Raw genomic sequence first — 15,724 nt, 5'->3', positions numbered from 1 at the left:
GAGGCAGGGTATAACCGTCTATGAACAGCTTCGCAATTGAGCAAATCTCGGATATTCATCCCATACCATGGCCTTACGCCCCACCATTTTGAATCCACTGTTTGCGTCCGTCGAGACCCTCGCCGGCGTCGGGTCCCGCATCGCCAAGTTATTAGAAAAGCTAGCAGGCAACCGGCTCATTGATCTCATTTGGCATCTGCCAAACGGCATTATCGATCGCCGCTTTGCCCCTAAAGTGGGGGATGCGCCAGCTGGCCGCATTTGCACGCTAACAGTGAAAGTTCTGTCGCACAGCCCACCGCCAAATCGCAACTCCCGTCTGCCCTACAAAGTGATCTGTGGCGATGACACAGGCCGGATCACCCTGACGTTCTTTCATGCCAAAGGAGATTATCTCAGCCACACCCTCCCCGTTGGTGAAAACCGCGTCATCAGCGGCAAGGTTGAAGTCTACGATGGCCAACGCCAGATGGCGCACCCAGATCATATCGTCACCGAAAATCAAAAATCAGCCATACAGCGTGTAGAAGCGTTGTATCCGTTAACCGCTGGACTTTCCCCAAAAACCCTCGTTAAAGCAATTCATGGCGCTTTAGACAAACTACCGGAGCTCGCTGAATGGCTCGACCCGGCACAAGTTAAACGCGACAACTGGTCCAACTGGGCAGATGCTTTGCGCGCGATCCACCATCCAGACACCGGTGCAGAACTCGACCTCACCAGCCCCCTGCGGCAACGGTTGGCCTATGATGAACTGCTCTCCAACCAGTTGGCGCTGGCGATCGTCCGAAGCAAAGCGCGTCGATTGGCAGGTCGAATGATTAAGGGCGACGGCCAGCTTCGACAAAAAGCCAGTGCTGCCCTGCCCTTTACTCTCACAGGCGCACAAACCAGAACCCTTGGCGAGATTGATAAAGACCTGGCGTCCGAGCACAGAATGCTGCGGTTACTCCAGGGTGACGTGGGCAGCGGCAAAACCGTGGTTGCGCTGATGGCCATGCTCTCTGCTGTTGAGGCCGGTGGACAAGCCGCGCTGATGGCGCCAACAGAGTTGCTCGCACAACAGCATTTGGCCACGCTGAAACCTCTATGCGCGGCCTGCGGTGTCTCCATTGCCTTCCTGAGTGGACGTGTCAAAGGCAAAGCCCGCGATGAGGTGCTGAACGATGTCGCCAATGGCACCACGTCTATCTTGATTGGCACTCACGCGTTGTTCCAAAAAGACGTTGCGTTTAAGGATCTGATGCTCGCTATTGTCGATGAACAGCACCGTTTCGGTGTCCATCAACGTTTGGAGTTGGCTCAAAAAGGCCGCGCTATCGATATGCTGGTGATGACCGCCACGCCCATTCCACGCACCCTCACACTCACAGCCTATGGCGATATGGACGTATCGCGTTTGGATGAAAAACCGCCAGGCCGTAAGCCCGTTGATACGCGCCTGGTAAATCTGGAGCGCCTTGCTGAAACCATAGCAGCGGTGCAACGGGCAATCGCATCAGGTGCTAAGGTGTATTGGGTTTGCCCCCTCGTCGAGGAGTCTGAAACCTCCGATCTGGCCGCCGCCGAGGAACGCCACCGGCATCTCACTCAAATTCTTGGCGAGACCGTTGCTCTGGTTCATGGCCGTTTAAAAGGCCCCGAGAAGGACGCGGCCATGGCGGCCTTTGCCGACACGCAAAACCCAAATGGCCCAAAGGTGCTGGTGGCGACAACCGTCATCGAAGTTGGTGTCGACGTGCCTGAAGCCACAGTTATGATCATTGAACATGCTGAGCGTTTTGGCCTGGCTCAACTGCATCAACTGCGCGGGCGCATTGGCCGGGGCGACAAACCCTCAACGTGTCTGCTGCTCTATAACGCCCCGCTGACGGAAACGGCAAAAGCGCGCCTTAACATTATGCGCGACACGGAAGATGGATTTCTGATCGCTGAAGAAGATTTGCGCCTGCGTGGGGCGGGTGAAGTTCTGGGCAAAAGACAAAGTGGCTTGCCCGAATTTCGTATTGCCGACTTAGCCACACATGCCGACCTGCTAACAATGGCACGGGATGATACCAAACTCATTTTGGAACGCGACCCTGATTTAAAAACCGAACGTGGCAAAGCCCTCAGAACGCTGCTTTATCTTTTCGAGCAAGATGCCGCCATCCAAACCCTGAGATCAGGCTAAGCCTTTTAGGCCGGTTTAATCACGTCATCCTGTCGTTCAGAAGGAACGCGCTTATCTGGCGGTGTAATGATACCTCCGGAGACAACCATTTTAATGCCTTCTTCGACCGTCATGTGAAGCTTGGTCATATCTTTGCGCGGCACAAACAATAGAAATCCCGACGTTGGGTTCGGTGTTGTGGGCAAAAACACATTGACCATTTCATCCGCTGTCAGATTTTGCACTTCGCCTTTGGTTGTGCCTGAAACAAAGCCAATACACCACAACCCTTTGCGAGGGTATTCCACCAAAACAACATCACGAAACGCCGTCGACTGGCTTTTCAGTATTGTTTCAAATATTTGCTTGATCGCGCTATAGACATTGCGAATGACCGGCATACGCTCCAGCAACATTTCTCCCCATTTAATGAGGAGACGCCCTAAGAAATTAGCGGTCAGAAACCCGATGACCACCAGCGTCGTGAACAGAACGATCAATCCAACACCGGGCACACTGAACGGCAAGTAGGTGTTGGGGTTATAAGTGTCCGGCAGTAACCCGGTCACCGTGTTATCGATGAACGACACCACCACATAGGCAGCGTAAAAAGTAATAACCAGCGGCGCCGTGACCAGGATGCCGGTCAGAAAATAGTTGCGTAACCGCGCGGCCGGACCCATCGTTGGCGTAATCAGACCTAAGCCCTCGTTTGCACCTGATTGATCATTAGCGTCATTCATGTTCGACCCCTATAAAGCCTGGACTCGACTTAGATACCTCATTTACCGGCGATAACCTATGCACAGACTATGACAGATGTATCCATGTCCAATCTACCGCAGGTGGGGGTCGGCGTTGTGGTCATCAATAAACAGAACGAGGTCTTGCTGATACGGCGTGGCCAAGAACCCAACAAAGGTCTTTGGACGATTCCCGGAGGCCGGCAGGAAGCCGGCGAAACACTAGCCGAAACAGCGCATCGCGAAATCCTGGAAGAAACGGGTGTAACAATAGCCGACCTGACCCTTGTCGATGTCGTGGACCTGATCCGCCGTGACTCACATGGAACCCTGACCCGTCATTATACCCTGATTGATTATGGCGCACGGTATGTAGCTGGCGCTCTTGTGCCTGGCGGCGATGCCGATGCCATCAAATGGGTGCCTGCAGCAGATATCTCAGACCATGTAGAATGGGCGGAAACCATTCGGATCGTCAAAGAAGCGATGACTAAGCTCGCACAGCATGATTGAGTTTTCCTGATAATCTGCCTACATAGTCCTATGTTTGAAGTTGACTACATTCCATCTGAGAAACCGCTGTTTAATGTGCGCCTGTGCACCAATAAACGGTTGAACACAGATAAAATGCCATCTTGCGGTGGACGCGGCAGCCGCGAGCTTGCTGACAAAATTGAAGCGCTTCTCTTGGAGAAATCGATTCCTGCAAAGCTCATCCGCAGCCCCTGCATGAACAATTGTAAAGTTGGTCCAAATCTAAAAATCCAGGCGGCCGGTCTTTACAACAATCTCAGCGATGAACAGATTCCAGACATTATCGCCGCAATCGAAGCCGAAGTTGCCCGCCGGAAAACAGAGGCACAGACAGAACAGTGACGCAGTGGCAAGTCTTTGCGGCTCTTATTATCGGCGTTCCACTGGTATTGTTTATTCTTGCCTCAATTCTTCCCTGCGAGGGGTGCCGTTTGAGACGGGAACGGATCGCCCGCGCCCTCGAGAAAATGAGGAATAAAGAACCGGGTAAAAGTTAAAACAGTCCCATCACAGACGCCCATCCGCTTTGCAGATAGCCCATCATCGTCTCAGTGAAAAAGGCTGAAATACGATCCCATTGGGCATAGGGCCAGATAAAGGCCCGGACCATGGCATCGCCCATCGGCACCTCAGAAAACAAATCCTGAATAAAGAACCCAATGCCGCTGATGCAGTAAAAGGCTTGAATCGTCCAAAAATTGATCATGACGCCCCCCGGCTTATCTCGCTTCGCTTCCGCATCATGGCGCGAAACGCCGCAAAACTATAGTCCTGTTCTGCCGCATAAAAAATGCGGATTTAAGACTAACGTCTATGCGCCGTCTTCATCAGGTTCTCGCACCAAGTCTGTCATGCGTTTTTTCAAGGGTGCAACTTCGTAGCCGGGCAATTGATAGACCCAACCATCCGTCTTTGCGTTAAGCTCTGCGATGACGTTGGCCCAGTTCGGTCTAGCGTCTTCTCCAGTCTCTTCAGGTGCCAGCGCATTCTGATTTACCGTGCCACGGAAGCGCAGCCAGTTCTCATCGCCGTTTTCAATCAGATCCACGTTAATCGTGAAACCGTCAAACCCTTCAAAAGTTGCTGTAATGGTTTGATCAGCCGGGAAATCTACGTCAGCCGCTTTTTTTACATCGTCAAGCAGCAAGTTGGACAGAACCCGTCCCATATCATCCGCAATGCTATCACGGCGCAACACCATATCTTCCGGAACATTCTCAACCGCATAATTGGCCTGTCCCGGTGTTTCTTTGTAAACCACCAGTTCCTCGCCATCGGGATGCACGATCCGAATGCGTTGAATATCCTTATCTTTAATATCGGTGATCTCGCGGACCAACCAGTCGCGCGCGCGCGAGCCTGGGTTGAGCTCGCCGGTGACAAGCCACGCCTGTGGATCATCGGGCAATAGAATATAAGTGCCACCTTCAGTGCTACCCAAGGTAAACTTGCGCTTCCCGACCACCAGTTGCGCCATTTCTGCACCCTCTGAATCGGTCAGCGTGACTTCTTTAGCGCGTGTATCTTCTTTCATGTCGGGATCAGCCAGGTCGAGGCGATCATAGCGTTCCGCAAGCTTGGTCTTGGGCTCAATTTTCTCAAGACGCGAGAGCTTCACCACCAATTCGCCAACCTTGTCACTTTGCACCGGATAGTTATCGCGCTCCACATAAACCCAACCATCATCTGTGGCCTCCAGTGTTTCCACACCGTCTTTGTGACGCACCACAATCTGATCCAGATCACTGAGCGAGTCCAACAGATCAGGGAACACAACCGCGCCATCAAAGTCAGAGGATTCCATGGCCGGGCGGCTCAATATGGCCCACCCTGCAAGCACAACGGCAACAGCGGTCACACCGACGAGCGCTGTAAATCGAGAAGACTTCATAATCGCTCCTCCTTTCTAAGCTGAAGCTGTTGATGTGGTGGAGGCCGCCGCACGCTTGCGCCGCCACACCGCCACCAAAATCATCAAAGCCCCAAACACAATCGGCACCCCGGCGATATTCAGGAACTTCAATGTGCCTTCAAGACGATCAATGTCTTCCCGAAGGCCGCGCTGCACCTCACGCAATTCTTTGCGCGTGGCTAGAATTTCGGATCGATAGTTGGTGATGGTGAGTTGATCATCTTCGGAGATCGCCGCCTCACCCTGTCCATTCTGGTTTAGTTGAATGGCGCTGATGTCACTTTCCAGGGTCTCCAATCGAGACAGCAATTCTGTTTCTTTGGCGCGGAACTGCTGCTCGGCACTCAGTTGCAATTCCTCAACCACCGTAAACGGACGACTGATCTGGCCCCTGCCCCGCAAGGACGACAAGGCCGGTGTTCCGGTCAGGTTTTCCAAGGCATTAATCAGAAACGCGGCATTGTCTGCTGTGGGAACCACCATACGCTGTCCGAAGAAATTGCTTTCCTGAACCCAAAACCGGTCCGCCAGCATGTCCGCGTCTGACACCACAATCACCTGGATTGGATCAGTCGCCTCACCCCTATGCTCAGCCTGCGCTTCACCGTCCATTGGCGTGATATCATCATCCGGGCGGCCATCAGGAAAAGCGGTTTTTGCTAACCCGCTCACCCGTGCGCCTAGCAGCAGTCTCTCACCTGACGGCACAAACTCGCGGAACATCGCGACCACATCCGGCAGACCGATCACTTTGTCGGCGTCAATTTCCATGGACTCCGTGCCGGTTTGAATCAGCGGTCTAATATCAAGCCCCGAGTCCTCAGACACAGACAACACCCCCGCCGTCGCAATGGTCAGGTTCTTCAAATCGCCTGTAATGGCGTCTTCCTGGTTTAAGGCATCAGCTTGCAGATTCATCCACGCCGGGTAATCAGAAATCTCTGGCCGTCCACCAGCCGCCGTGTTCACCCGCACCGCTGCTTTGATATCTGCCGCAAGCACCCCCTCTTCGAGGGACAGGCCCCAAGCTCCCAGCAGGGTTTTGATGCCCGCCAAATCTGCCGGAGCCGGCATACCGCCTGCGGGCGGGTTTCCGGACTCTAAGTTCGGGTCCGCAAAGACAATTGCCTTACCACCTGCCAGAACCCATTGATCAATGGTGTAAGCCGCCGTGTCACTCAATCCGTCCGGCTGCGCCAACACCAGCACATCAATGTCCTCTGAAATTTGATCCAGGGTCAGGTCCAGACGTTCCACTTCAAAGAAGTCCCGCATCTGATCCATAATCTGCCACGGTGGTGTTGGCGTACCGCCCATCCCCCCCATACCGGGACTCATGCCCCCTTCAACGGGCAGTGAGGTGATGAGGCCAATTTTTGGCTGCTCAGGATTAGACAGCGTATAAACCAACTTGGTCAGGTCGTATTCGATGAATGCTTCGCGCTCGAGGTTAAAAAACGAAATCACTTCCTGGTCGTCCGTCGAATTTGTCGCCGCCAACCCGAAGTAACCGACCTCGCCCAGGTTCCCTAACGGAACCGCTTGCAACCCAAAGCCGACGGCCCGGTCTTCCACGTCTGAAAAAGGCTCGGGGTCAAAGTATTGCACTTGTAACATGCCCCCCGACAAGGCTTGGTATTGACTCAACAGATCGCGCACGCGCTGAAAGTAAACACCATGACGCGGGCTTGCTTCCGCCAAATTTTGCGAAAAGTAGACTCGCACGATAATCGGCTCTTTGATGTCCTGAAAAACCGGGATGGTTTCTTCCGTCAGCGTATAAACCTGACCCTCCGTAACGTCCAAGCGCACCGCACTGAACGTGGTTTGGGCAATAATATTGACGGCCAGGAACAACACTGCCGCGACGATGACTGCGAAAATGGCCAAACGGCTTTTATCTGTATTTGTCATCATGCCCTCCCTAAGCCGCTTTCTTGGCGTCGACCGCAACCGTGGTTGCAAACAGCCAAAACGCCATCATCGATATAAAGAACACGGCATCGCGAAATTCCATAACGCCCCGGGTGACGGATTCAAATCGCACCAGGAAGCTCGACGCTGCAATCACATCGACCAAGAAACTTGGGGCCCAAGCGCGGAAGAAGTTCAACACCAGGTCCAACCCGCTCATGGTGAACACGAAGCACACCGCCGCCGCCGCAATGAAGGCGATGATTTGATTTCGGGTTAAGGCGGACATGCAGGCCCCGATAGACAAAAAAGCGCCCGCCATCAAAAAGCTGCCCACATAGCTCAGCGCAATCACGCCATGATCCGGTTGACCCAAGTAGGACACTGTAATCCACAAGGGGAACGTTAACGCCAAGGCGATGCCGCAAAAAATCCAAGCGGCCAGAAATTTACCAAGCACCGCATCTGCTGTGGTGATGGGTAGTGTCAGCAATTGCTCAATCGTGCCGCTCTTGCGCTCTTCCGACCACAGCCGCATCGCCACTGCCGGCACCAACAATAAATAGAGCCAGGGGTGAAAGCTGAAAAATGTTTCTAACGAGGCCTGCCCCCTGTCAAAGAAACGCCCGATGTAAAATGTAAACGCACCCGTCAAGGCCACAAAGATCGCGATAAAAACAAACGCCATCGGCGTTGTGAAGTAGCCATAGAGTTCACGTTTCGCAATGATCCAAAGATTACGCATGGTGCGATCCTCCCGCTGTGATTTGCCGGAAGACGGCATCAAGGTCGCCGCGATGGACATAGAGTTGCGAATAGGCAACGCCGTTGGCGCGCAAATTACCGACAACGCCTTCAATGAGGACCGCACCGTTTTGGGGTAAGCAGCGCAACTCAACCTCGCCATTGGTCAACGGGACTTGCGTCACATCAGCCACACCGGCCAAGGTCTTTAACTGGTGCGTCGCAATCTCAGCTGTCCCTGACGGCAGCACTACACAAATCGCGTTATGTTCAGGTAACATGCTTAATAACTGGTCCGACGTGCCGTCCGCCAATAACCTCCCACTGCCGATAATCACCGCGCGGGTGCACACAGCTTCAACTTCTTCCAGGATATGCGTCGAGACAATAATCGCCTTCTCGGCGGCCATGTCTTGAATCAATGAGCGCACTTGGTGCTTCTGATTAGGGTCCAAGCCATCGGTCGGCTCATCCAAAATGAGCACCGGTGGATCATGCAAAATCGCCTGTGCCAAACCAACGCGCCGCTTGAAACCCTTGGACAGCACATCAATGGGCCGGTCAATCACCGGCTCTAAACTTACTTTGGTAATCACATCATCAATCTGTGATCGCGCCGCAGCGCCGGTCAGCCCCCGCACATCGGCAATAAAGGTCAAAAACGCGCGCACCGTCATGTCGTCGTATGATGGCGAGCCTTCCGCCATATACCCCAGCATTGATTTCACTTTGACCGGTTCAAGCGCAACATCATAGCCGCAGACTTTAGCCGTACCGGAGGTTGGCGTTAGAAACCCCGCCACCATGCGCATGGTGGTTGATTTTCCAGCCCCGTTTGGCCCCAGAAATCCAAGCACCTCGCCGCGCTGCACGTTCAAGCTGATACCATCAACCGCAACGAACGATCCGAAGTGTTTTGAGATCTGGTCTAGTTCGACCATGCTTTCCATGCTGCGTGCCTCCTTTAAGCCTGCCGCCGACAGCCCGAAAACCGGAATACAGCGGAAGATTTGGCAGCAGTCATAAACGATTTCAAGCCCCATGGGCACAGGAAAGAAGGCAAAATTTCGCCAGAAACCACATCATTTCAAGACTGTAAGGAATTATGGCTAGGTATGGCAAAATCTGAACAGCAGTAAATGACGATCACCCTTGCACTCGTTCATGATTGTGCCTACCAAAGCATTAGCTCTACGGTTCACTAAAGGTGGTTAAATGAAACATCTCGCCCTCGTCCTTGCTTTACTCGTGACCAACTTCTCGGTGATCGCAGACGATTTAACGCAAATAAGTCTGTCTGACCTTCGCGAAAAATACGCCGACGAAGGCACCCGCTATATCGACGTTGACGGGGCGGAGATTCATTATCGCGATGAAGGACAAGGGCCAGTGGTCCTGCTGCTTCATGCCTCGTTCTTTAATCTGAAAGCGTGGGATCTGTTGGCTGAAACTCTGATCCCGAATTACAGGGTCATCCGCCTGGATTTTCCAAATGTCGGACTCAGCGGTCCTGAAACGAAAGACCCCCCAGGCGGCAAGTTTGACCTCATCGGGCGCAACGTCGAGATTGTGGAAGGCTTCGTTGAAAAACTGAACCTCGACACTTTTGACCTGATCGCAACCTCCAGCGGCGGCAGTGTTGGGTTCCGGTACGCCGCCCAACATCCCGAAAAGGTAACACGCCTCGTCCTCATCAATTCCGCGGGCATGCCGCGCACCGCTTCGACCGACCCTAACCGCGACCGTGGCGATACCGCCCAGTGGGACGATATGCCGGTCAAACCGCTTGAGTACTGGTCCTATAACGTCAATCGCAACTTTCCATCCGACGCCGATGCCCCGGATTGGTTTCTTGAACTTGCCTTCGACATCAATCGACGTGGCAACACGACGCCCGCCTCAAAGTACTTTTTTGAAACCGGCGACCCGCAAACAATCCTGTCTAAAATCAACGCCCCAACCCTTTTGATATGGGGCATGAGCAACCCAACCGTCGTACATCTGGAAGCCGATGTTATTGAGCATTGGATGACCGGCGCGCCCACCGTTCTCAAGAAGTATGAAGGTCTGGGCCACTACCCCTACATCGAAGCCCCAGACCCTGTTAACACCGATATCGCCAAGTTTCTGGCGGGTGACTTTGATGACGAGCTGAGGCAGACGCAACGGGTGAAAGTGGCACGGTAGGTCCACCATTGGCGAATTATCCCAGCGCAGGTGGACGATTACAGCGCTGATCACATATGAGGAAATTGGTGAACCCAGACGGACTCGAACCGCCTCGGCGCGAAGCCGAGCAAACATAAATAGCAGGTTCAGGGTGAATAACGACGCCCTGCCATCGTACTGATCGGATATAAAGGAATTGGTGAACCCAGCCGGACTCGAACCGCCTCTGCGCGAAGCCGAGCAAAAAACAGACGCAGGTTCAGGGTGAATAACGCCGTCCTGCCATCGTACTGATCGGATATAAAAGTATTGGTGAGCCCAGCAGGACTCGAACCTGCGACCCGCTGATTAAAAGTCAGCTGCTCTACCACCTGAGCTATGGGCTCTTAACTTGTATAACCAGCTTGATCCGGCCCCAAGTGCGGCGCACCATAGGCAGCACCCTCGGGCCGGTCAAGCATCTAAGACATTCTGTGGGGAATGCCTGCTAAAAACTTAGGTCTGTTACTCGGCGTCGGCCATGATCTGCATCTGAATAATGCGGTCGGGATAGGTGACTGTGCCATTCCGCGCCGGATTTCCCTTGCGGATCTGATCAACGAATTCCATGCCCTCAACCACATGGCCAAAATAGGTATATTGACCATCCAGGTGATTTGCATCATCCAAAACCACATAAAATTGGCTGTTGGCCGAGTTGATATCAGACGCCCGGGCCATGGAAAGCGCACCGCGCGTATGCTTTTCGTCGTTAAACTCAGCTTTCAAGTTGGGCAGGTTTGACCCCCCCGTTCCGTCACCAACAGGATCACCGGTTTGAGCCATAAAGCCCTCAATCACGCGGTGCCAGGTTAGACCATCATAAAAACCGGAGCGGGAGAGCTCTTTAAAACGCTCCACATGGTTGGGCGCCAAATCCGGGCGCAGCGCAATAACCACGCGGCCATATTCCAGGTCCATATAAATTGTGTTTTCCGGATCCAGGTCTGTCGGTTGCGCATTTGCTGCTGTTGTCATTGCAAAAAGGGCCCCCGCTACCCAACTGATCAAAGATTTCATGCCAAAGTCTCCAAAATTTTCCTGAGGAAGTTCGGCTTCCGATGCCGGTTTACCCAATCGCGCTGCGGCGCTCAAGTCTCGATTATAGGATAAAGTGTGGCGGCTATTTGTCCTTGAAGGCTTTGGCCACCTGCTCGGCCACCACCTTCGGTACAAAATGAGTAATATCGCCGCCAAATCTGCCGATCTCTTTAACAAAGCGCGACGAGATAAACTGATTGCGCTCAGACGCCATCAAGAAGGTCGTTTCAACAGCCGGATTCAGTCGCGCGTTCATGCCCGCCATCTGAAACTCATATTCAAAGTCAGACACAGCGCGCAGACCACGTACGATAACCCGCCCGCCAATTTTCGTAACAAAATCCATCAGCAGCATATCGAACGAGACCACCTCTACAGGCACACGGACTATTTCGGAGGGCAACGCCGCAATTTGTGTGCGGCACATCTCCACGCGCTCTTCCAGCGTGAACAGCGGCCCCTTCCCCGCATTGGCCGCAACGCCGACGACCAGCTTATCAACCACCTTTGTTGCACGGGTGATGATATCCAGGTGCCCATTCGTGATGGGATCGAAGGTGCCGGGATAAACGCCAATTAAAAGTTGCGCCTCAGGATCACTCATCGTCCGGGCTACCTTGTTCGCCAGCCTCAGCCTCAGCAGCATCACCAGCCGAGTCCTCTTCGTCTTCTTCTTCTTCGTCTTCGTCCTTGCGCAGATGTGCGACCGACATAACCTCTTCATCAGCCGCTGTTGAGAACAAGGTCACCCCCTGCGTCGCCCGTCCGGCGATCCGGATATCCCCAACCGGAATACGAATAACTTTGCCCGCATCCGTAATCATCATGGCTTCATCGTCAGACTCAACGGGAAACGCAGCCACCACATTGCCGTTGCGGGCATTGGTGGCAATGGCGGTCACACCCTGCCCGCCACGTTTGGTGATGCGGTACTCATACGCGGATGTCCGCTTGCCGTAGCCTTTGCGCGTGACTGTGAGGATAAACTCCTCGCCCTCTGACATACGCGCGAAATCTTCGTCGCTGATGTTCGGCGCGTCACCTGCCTCTTCGGCGGCTTCAGCTTCGTCCTCGTCCATACCCCGCAATTTTCGCGACTGCTTGAGGTAGGCATCGCGGGTTTCCGTGTCGAACTCCATGTGATGCAGGATCGTCATGGAAATCACGGTGTCGTCTTTGCCCAGGCGCACACCGCGCACCCCAACCGAAGACCGTCCGGCAAACACCCGCACATCGCCAACCGGGAACCGAATGGCCTTGCCGGATTGGGTTGAGAGCAGCACGTCTTTTGAGTCGTCACACACCGCAACGCCGACCAATCGGTCACCGTCGTTCAACTTCATGGCAATCTTGCCGTTGCGCATCACATTGGTAAAATCAGACAGCGCGTTGCGCCGGACATTGCCCGATGTGGTGGCAAACATCACATTCAAATCAGCCCAGGCGGACTCATCCTCCGGCAATGGCATCACGGTGGAAATCGTTTCCCCCTCACTCAGAGGCAGCAAATTCACCATCGCCTTACCGCGGGCTTGCGGCGTACCCAGGGGAAGTTTGTAAACCTTAAGCGTGTACACCATGCCTGTGGTCGAGAAAAACAACAGCGGGGTATGAGTGTTCACCACATACAAGGACGTCACGAAATCCTCGTCCTTGGTGGACATCCCGGCTCGCCCCTTGCCGCCGCGCCGCTGGGCGCGATAGGTCGAGAGCGGCACACGTTTGATGTAGCCGGCGTTGGTGACCGTACAGACCATATCTTCGCGCTGAATTAAGTCCTCGATGTCAGTCTCAAACTCGTTGTACGAAATCTCAGTGCGCCGCGGGGTGGCGTACTCTTCTTTCATATCAACCAATTCTTGGCGCATGATGCTGTAAAGGCGCTCACGGGACCGCAGAATATCGAGGAAATCAACGATCTGATCGCCTAACTCGCGCAGTTCATTGTGAATCTTTTCGCGCTCCAGCCCCGTCAAACGGTGCAGACGCAGATCCAAAATCGCCTTGGCCTGGGTTTCAGAGAGGGTATACGCCCCATCAATAACTTTGCGGTCCGGCTCATCAATAATTTCGATCAATGGCTCAACATCAGCCGCTGGCCAGGCCTTTGCCATCAAGCCTTCACGGGCGGTTTGTGCATCAGGCGCCGCCCGGATCAACGCAATCACTTCATCCAGATTGGCAACCGCGATGGCCAAGCCAACCAATACGTGTGCCCGGTCGCGGGCCTGGCCCAATTCAAACACCGTCCGGCGGCGAATGACTTCCTCGCGGAAGGTGATAAACGCCGTCAGAATTTGCCGCAGATTCAGCAGTTCTGGGCGGCCACCATTAATGGCCAGCATGTTCATGCCAAAACTGGTTTGCAGCGGTGTAAATCTATAAAGCTGGTTCAACACCACATCGGCTTGCGTGTCGCGTTTGACCTCGACCACAACCCGCACGCCATTGCGGTCGGATTCATCGCGCAGGTCAGAAATGCCCTCAATGCGTTTTTCGCGCACCAACTCGGCGATTTTCTCAACCATGGAGGCTTTGTTGACCTGATATGGCACCTCGGTGATGACAATGGCTTCGCGGTCCTTGCCCATGTCTTCGATTTCGGCCCGGCCACGGATCAGCACCGACCCCCGGCCCGTGGCATAAGCCGCCCGCGCGCCGGTTTGGCCTAAAATAATCGCCCCGGTGGGAAAATCTGGCCCTGGCACCAAGTCAATCAAGGCTTCATCAGTGGTGTTCGGGTCATCAATCAACGCACAACAGGCGTTGATCACCTCGCCCAGATTATGGGGCGGAATATTGGTCGCCATACCCACAGCGATGCCGCCCGCGCCGTTGACCAGCAAATTCGGGAACCGGGCTGGCAAAACAACAGGCTCATAAACGGTTTCGTCATAGTTGGGCTGAAAATCAACAGTTTCTTTGTCGATGTCGTCAATCAGGCTGTGCGCTGCCTTTTGCAGCCGCGCCTCGGTGTAACGCATGGCCGCCGGGGGATCGCCATCCATGGACCCAAAGTTGCCCTGACCGTTGATTAAAGGCAGCCGCATCGAGAAGGTCTGCGCCATACGCACCATGGCGTCGTAAATCGCTTGGTCACCATGGGGGTGATACTTACCCATCACATCCCCGACGATGCGCGCTGATTTGCGGAAGGGCTTGTTGTATTCGTAGCCGCTTTCTTTCATCGCAAACAAAATACGGCGATGAACCGGCTTCAGGCCGTCCCGCACATCTGGCAAAGCCCGGCTGACAATCACGCTCATGGCGTAATCCAGGTAGGACCGCTTCATTTCGTCTTCGATGGTGACGGTGGAAATATCGTAGATGGGGGGGTCTTCTGTGGGTTCGCTCAAAATACTACTCGGTGGTAAAGGTAAGCCAATTCTGACCAATATCCGGGGCGTCTATGCCGCTCAGCATATCAGCCTATCCATGCTCAAGAATTGGTGCCCTGCTCAGAGGGTCTAAAACGTTGGTATTGTTAATTTCCGATCCCAAAATGTACCAGACAGCGTGACATAAATCCAACCATCATAACCCCTGGGCCGCGCGGATTGGGCGACCGGCTTTTCGACACCGCAGTATTATAATTAATCTATATATTACAGATACTTAACAACACTTTTCCCTGCACCTGAGTCTGGCCGGAAATTGCATGGTCAGCTGAAAACACGCACACGCCGTCATCCACTACATATAGTGGACAGACTCGGGGTCTCTGAGACCTAAAATACAGTATAAATAGCGTGCTATTTAGCGTAGGTGTTGAGATAACTTAAAACGGAATATCGTCGTCCATATCGCCGCCGGACGGACCTGAATCCCATCCGCCGCCATCTCCACCGCCAGCGCCAGAAGGTTCGGATGCGCCATAACCGCCGCCGCCGCCAGCACCGTCACCACGGCCATCCAGCATGGTCAATTCGCCGCCATACCCCTGCAGCACCACTTCCGTGGTGTATTTCTCTGTGCCGCTCTGGTCGGTCCATTTGCGGGTCTGCAATTGCCCGCTGACATATACTTTAGAACCCTTTTTGAGATAGCGCTCCGCAATGTCTGCCAGGCTTCCAAAAATGACGACCCGATGCCATTCCGTCTTTTCTTTACGCTCCCCGGTGTTCTTGTCTTTCCAGTTCTCAGACGTCGCAATGCTGAGGTTGGCAACTTTACCGCCGTTTTGCATTGAACGGACTTCAGGGTCACGCCCCAGATTACCAATGAGAATGACCTTATTTACGCTGCCAGCCATGCCGGAACTCCTATGAACTAGTGATGCCACACGATACTCAGCGCGGCACGCGAGGCAAGCATTATGCTGCGGCTCAAACGATAAGTTTGGCCTGAAGCCGGCATCTGCCTGTGGATAATGTGGATAACTTATTGTTTTTACATTGTTTTCGCTCCGATAATGGTTGCTCAACTATTCGCCACTGGTGTTTAATCCTGATCAAAGTCGCACGGAGACAGAGTTGG

Annotated in this window: 14 protein-coding genes and 1 tRNA gene; 4 read left to right on the top strand and 11 right to left on the bottom strand. The window is 53.7% G+C overall.

Annotated elements, in window-relative coordinates:
* Positions 1-67 precede the first annotated feature (67 nt).
* A complete protein-coding gene (gene recG, locus RIC29_15575) occupies positions 68-2,173 on the top strand; it encodes an ATP-dependent DNA helicase RecG (GenBank protein ID MEQ8736344.1) in 2,106 nt (701 codons plus the stop codon).
* A 5-nt stretch (positions 2,174-2,178) separates the two neighbouring features.
* On the opposite strand, the gene RIC29_15570 is transcribed toward recG, so the two are convergent.
* Positions 2,179-2,895: a DUF502 domain-containing protein gene (locus tag RIC29_15570; GenBank protein ID MEQ8736343.1), complete on the bottom strand. Its 717-nt coding sequence runs from the start codon at positions 2,893-2,895 to the stop codon at positions 2,179-2,181.
* A 69-nt stretch (positions 2,896-2,964) separates the two neighbouring features.
* On the opposite strand from RIC29_15570, the gene RIC29_15565 reads away from it, so the two are divergent.
* Together RIC29_15565 and RIC29_15560 are read left to right on the top strand one after the other, a co-directional pair.
* Positions 2,965-3,408, top strand: coding sequence for an NUDIX hydrolase (locus RIC29_15565; GenBank protein ID MEQ8736342.1), 444 nt, complete (start codon positions 2,965-2,967; stop codon positions 3,406-3,408).
* A 30-nt stretch (positions 3,409-3,438) separates the two neighbouring features.
* Positions 3,439-3,771 carry a (2Fe-2S) ferredoxin domain-containing protein gene (locus RIC29_15560; protein MEQ8736341.1) on the top strand — a complete coding sequence of 111 codons (333 nt, stop codon included), beginning with the start codon at positions 3,439-3,441 and terminating at the stop codon, positions 3,769-3,771.
* 151 nt (positions 3,772-3,922) lie between these two features.
* On the opposite strand, the gene RIC29_15555 is transcribed toward RIC29_15560, so the two are convergent.
* The 5 genes from RIC29_15555 to RIC29_15535 all read right to left on the bottom strand — a co-directional run bounded on the left by RIC29_15555 (position 3,923) and on the right by RIC29_15535 (position 8,949).
* Complete coding sequence (locus RIC29_15555) at positions 3,923-4,135, bottom strand: hypothetical protein (protein MEQ8736340.1); 213 nt, start codon at positions 4,133-4,135, stop codon at positions 3,923-3,925.
* 105 nt (positions 4,136-4,240) lie between these two features.
* The gene (locus tag RIC29_15550) at positions 4,241-5,320 is read right to left on the bottom strand and encodes a DUF4340 domain-containing protein (GenBank protein ID MEQ8736339.1); all 1,080 of its coding nucleotides are present in this window, start codon (positions 5,318-5,320) and stop codon (positions 4,241-4,243) included.
* A 15-nt stretch (positions 5,321-5,335) separates the two neighbouring features.
* Positions 5,336-7,255 (bottom strand): GldG family protein, encoded by a 1,920-nt coding sequence (locus RIC29_15545; GenBank protein ID MEQ8736338.1) that lies wholly within the window; start codon positions 7,253-7,255, stop codon positions 5,336-5,338.
* A 10-nt stretch (positions 7,256-7,265) separates the two neighbouring features.
* Complete coding sequence (locus RIC29_15540) at positions 7,266-8,000, bottom strand: ABC transporter permease (GenBank protein ID MEQ8736337.1); 735 nt, start codon at positions 7,998-8,000, stop codon at positions 7,266-7,268.
* Positions 7,993-8,949: an ABC transporter ATP-binding protein gene (locus RIC29_15535; GenBank protein ID MEQ8736336.1), complete on the bottom strand. Its 957-nt coding sequence runs from the start codon at positions 8,947-8,949 to the stop codon at positions 7,993-7,995. Before RIC29_15535 ends, RIC29_15540 begins: the two co-directional genes overlap by 8 nt.
* 265 nt (positions 8,950-9,214) lie before the next feature.
* Between RIC29_15535 and RIC29_15530 the strand changes: the two genes are divergently transcribed.
* Positions 9,215-10,186 carry an alpha/beta hydrolase gene (locus RIC29_15530; protein MEQ8736335.1) on the top strand — a complete coding sequence of 324 codons (972 nt, stop codon included), beginning with the start codon at positions 9,215-9,217 and terminating at the stop codon, positions 10,184-10,186.
* A 292-nt stretch (positions 10,187-10,478) separates the two neighbouring features.
* Here RIC29_15530 and RIC29_15525 read toward each other — a convergent pair.
* From RIC29_15525 to ssb, 5 genes are all read right to left on the bottom strand, one after another.
* A tRNA-Lys gene (locus RIC29_15525) sits at positions 10,479-10,554 on the bottom strand.
* 118 nt (positions 10,555-10,672) lie between these two features.
* The gene (locus tag RIC29_15520) at positions 10,673-11,185 is read right to left on the bottom strand and encodes a peptidylprolyl isomerase (protein ID MEQ8736334.1); all 513 of its coding nucleotides are present in this window, start codon (positions 11,183-11,185) and stop codon (positions 10,673-10,675) included.
* Between the two features lie 145 nt (positions 11,186-11,330).
* Positions 11,331-11,852, bottom strand: a complete 522-nt coding sequence (gene coaD / locus RIC29_15515; GenBank protein ID MEQ8736333.1) for a pantetheine-phosphate adenylyltransferase — start codon at positions 11,850-11,852, stop codon at positions 11,331-11,333.
* Complete coding sequence (gene gyrA / locus RIC29_15510; GenBank protein ID MEQ8736332.1) at positions 11,845-14,604, bottom strand: DNA gyrase subunit A; 2,760 nt, start codon at positions 14,602-14,604, stop codon at positions 11,845-11,847. Before gyrA ends, coaD begins: the two co-directional genes overlap by 8 nt.
* A gap of 422 nt (positions 14,605-15,026) precedes the next feature.
* On the bottom strand, positions 15,027-15,500 hold the full coding sequence (ssb, locus tag RIC29_15505) for a single-stranded DNA-binding protein (GenBank protein ID MEQ8736331.1): 474 nt from the start codon (positions 15,498-15,500) through the stop codon (positions 15,027-15,029).
* Positions 15,501-15,724: the final 224 nt, after the last annotated feature.

It is taken from the genome of Rhodospirillaceae bacterium, from assembly GCA_040219235.1.
Classification (GTDB): Bacteria; Pseudomonadota; Alphaproteobacteria; order Rhodospirillales; family Rhodospirillaceae; genus WLXB01.
The sequence above is the reverse complement of the archived record's forward strand: the minus strand, read 5'-3'. Positions and strand labels throughout refer to the sequence as shown.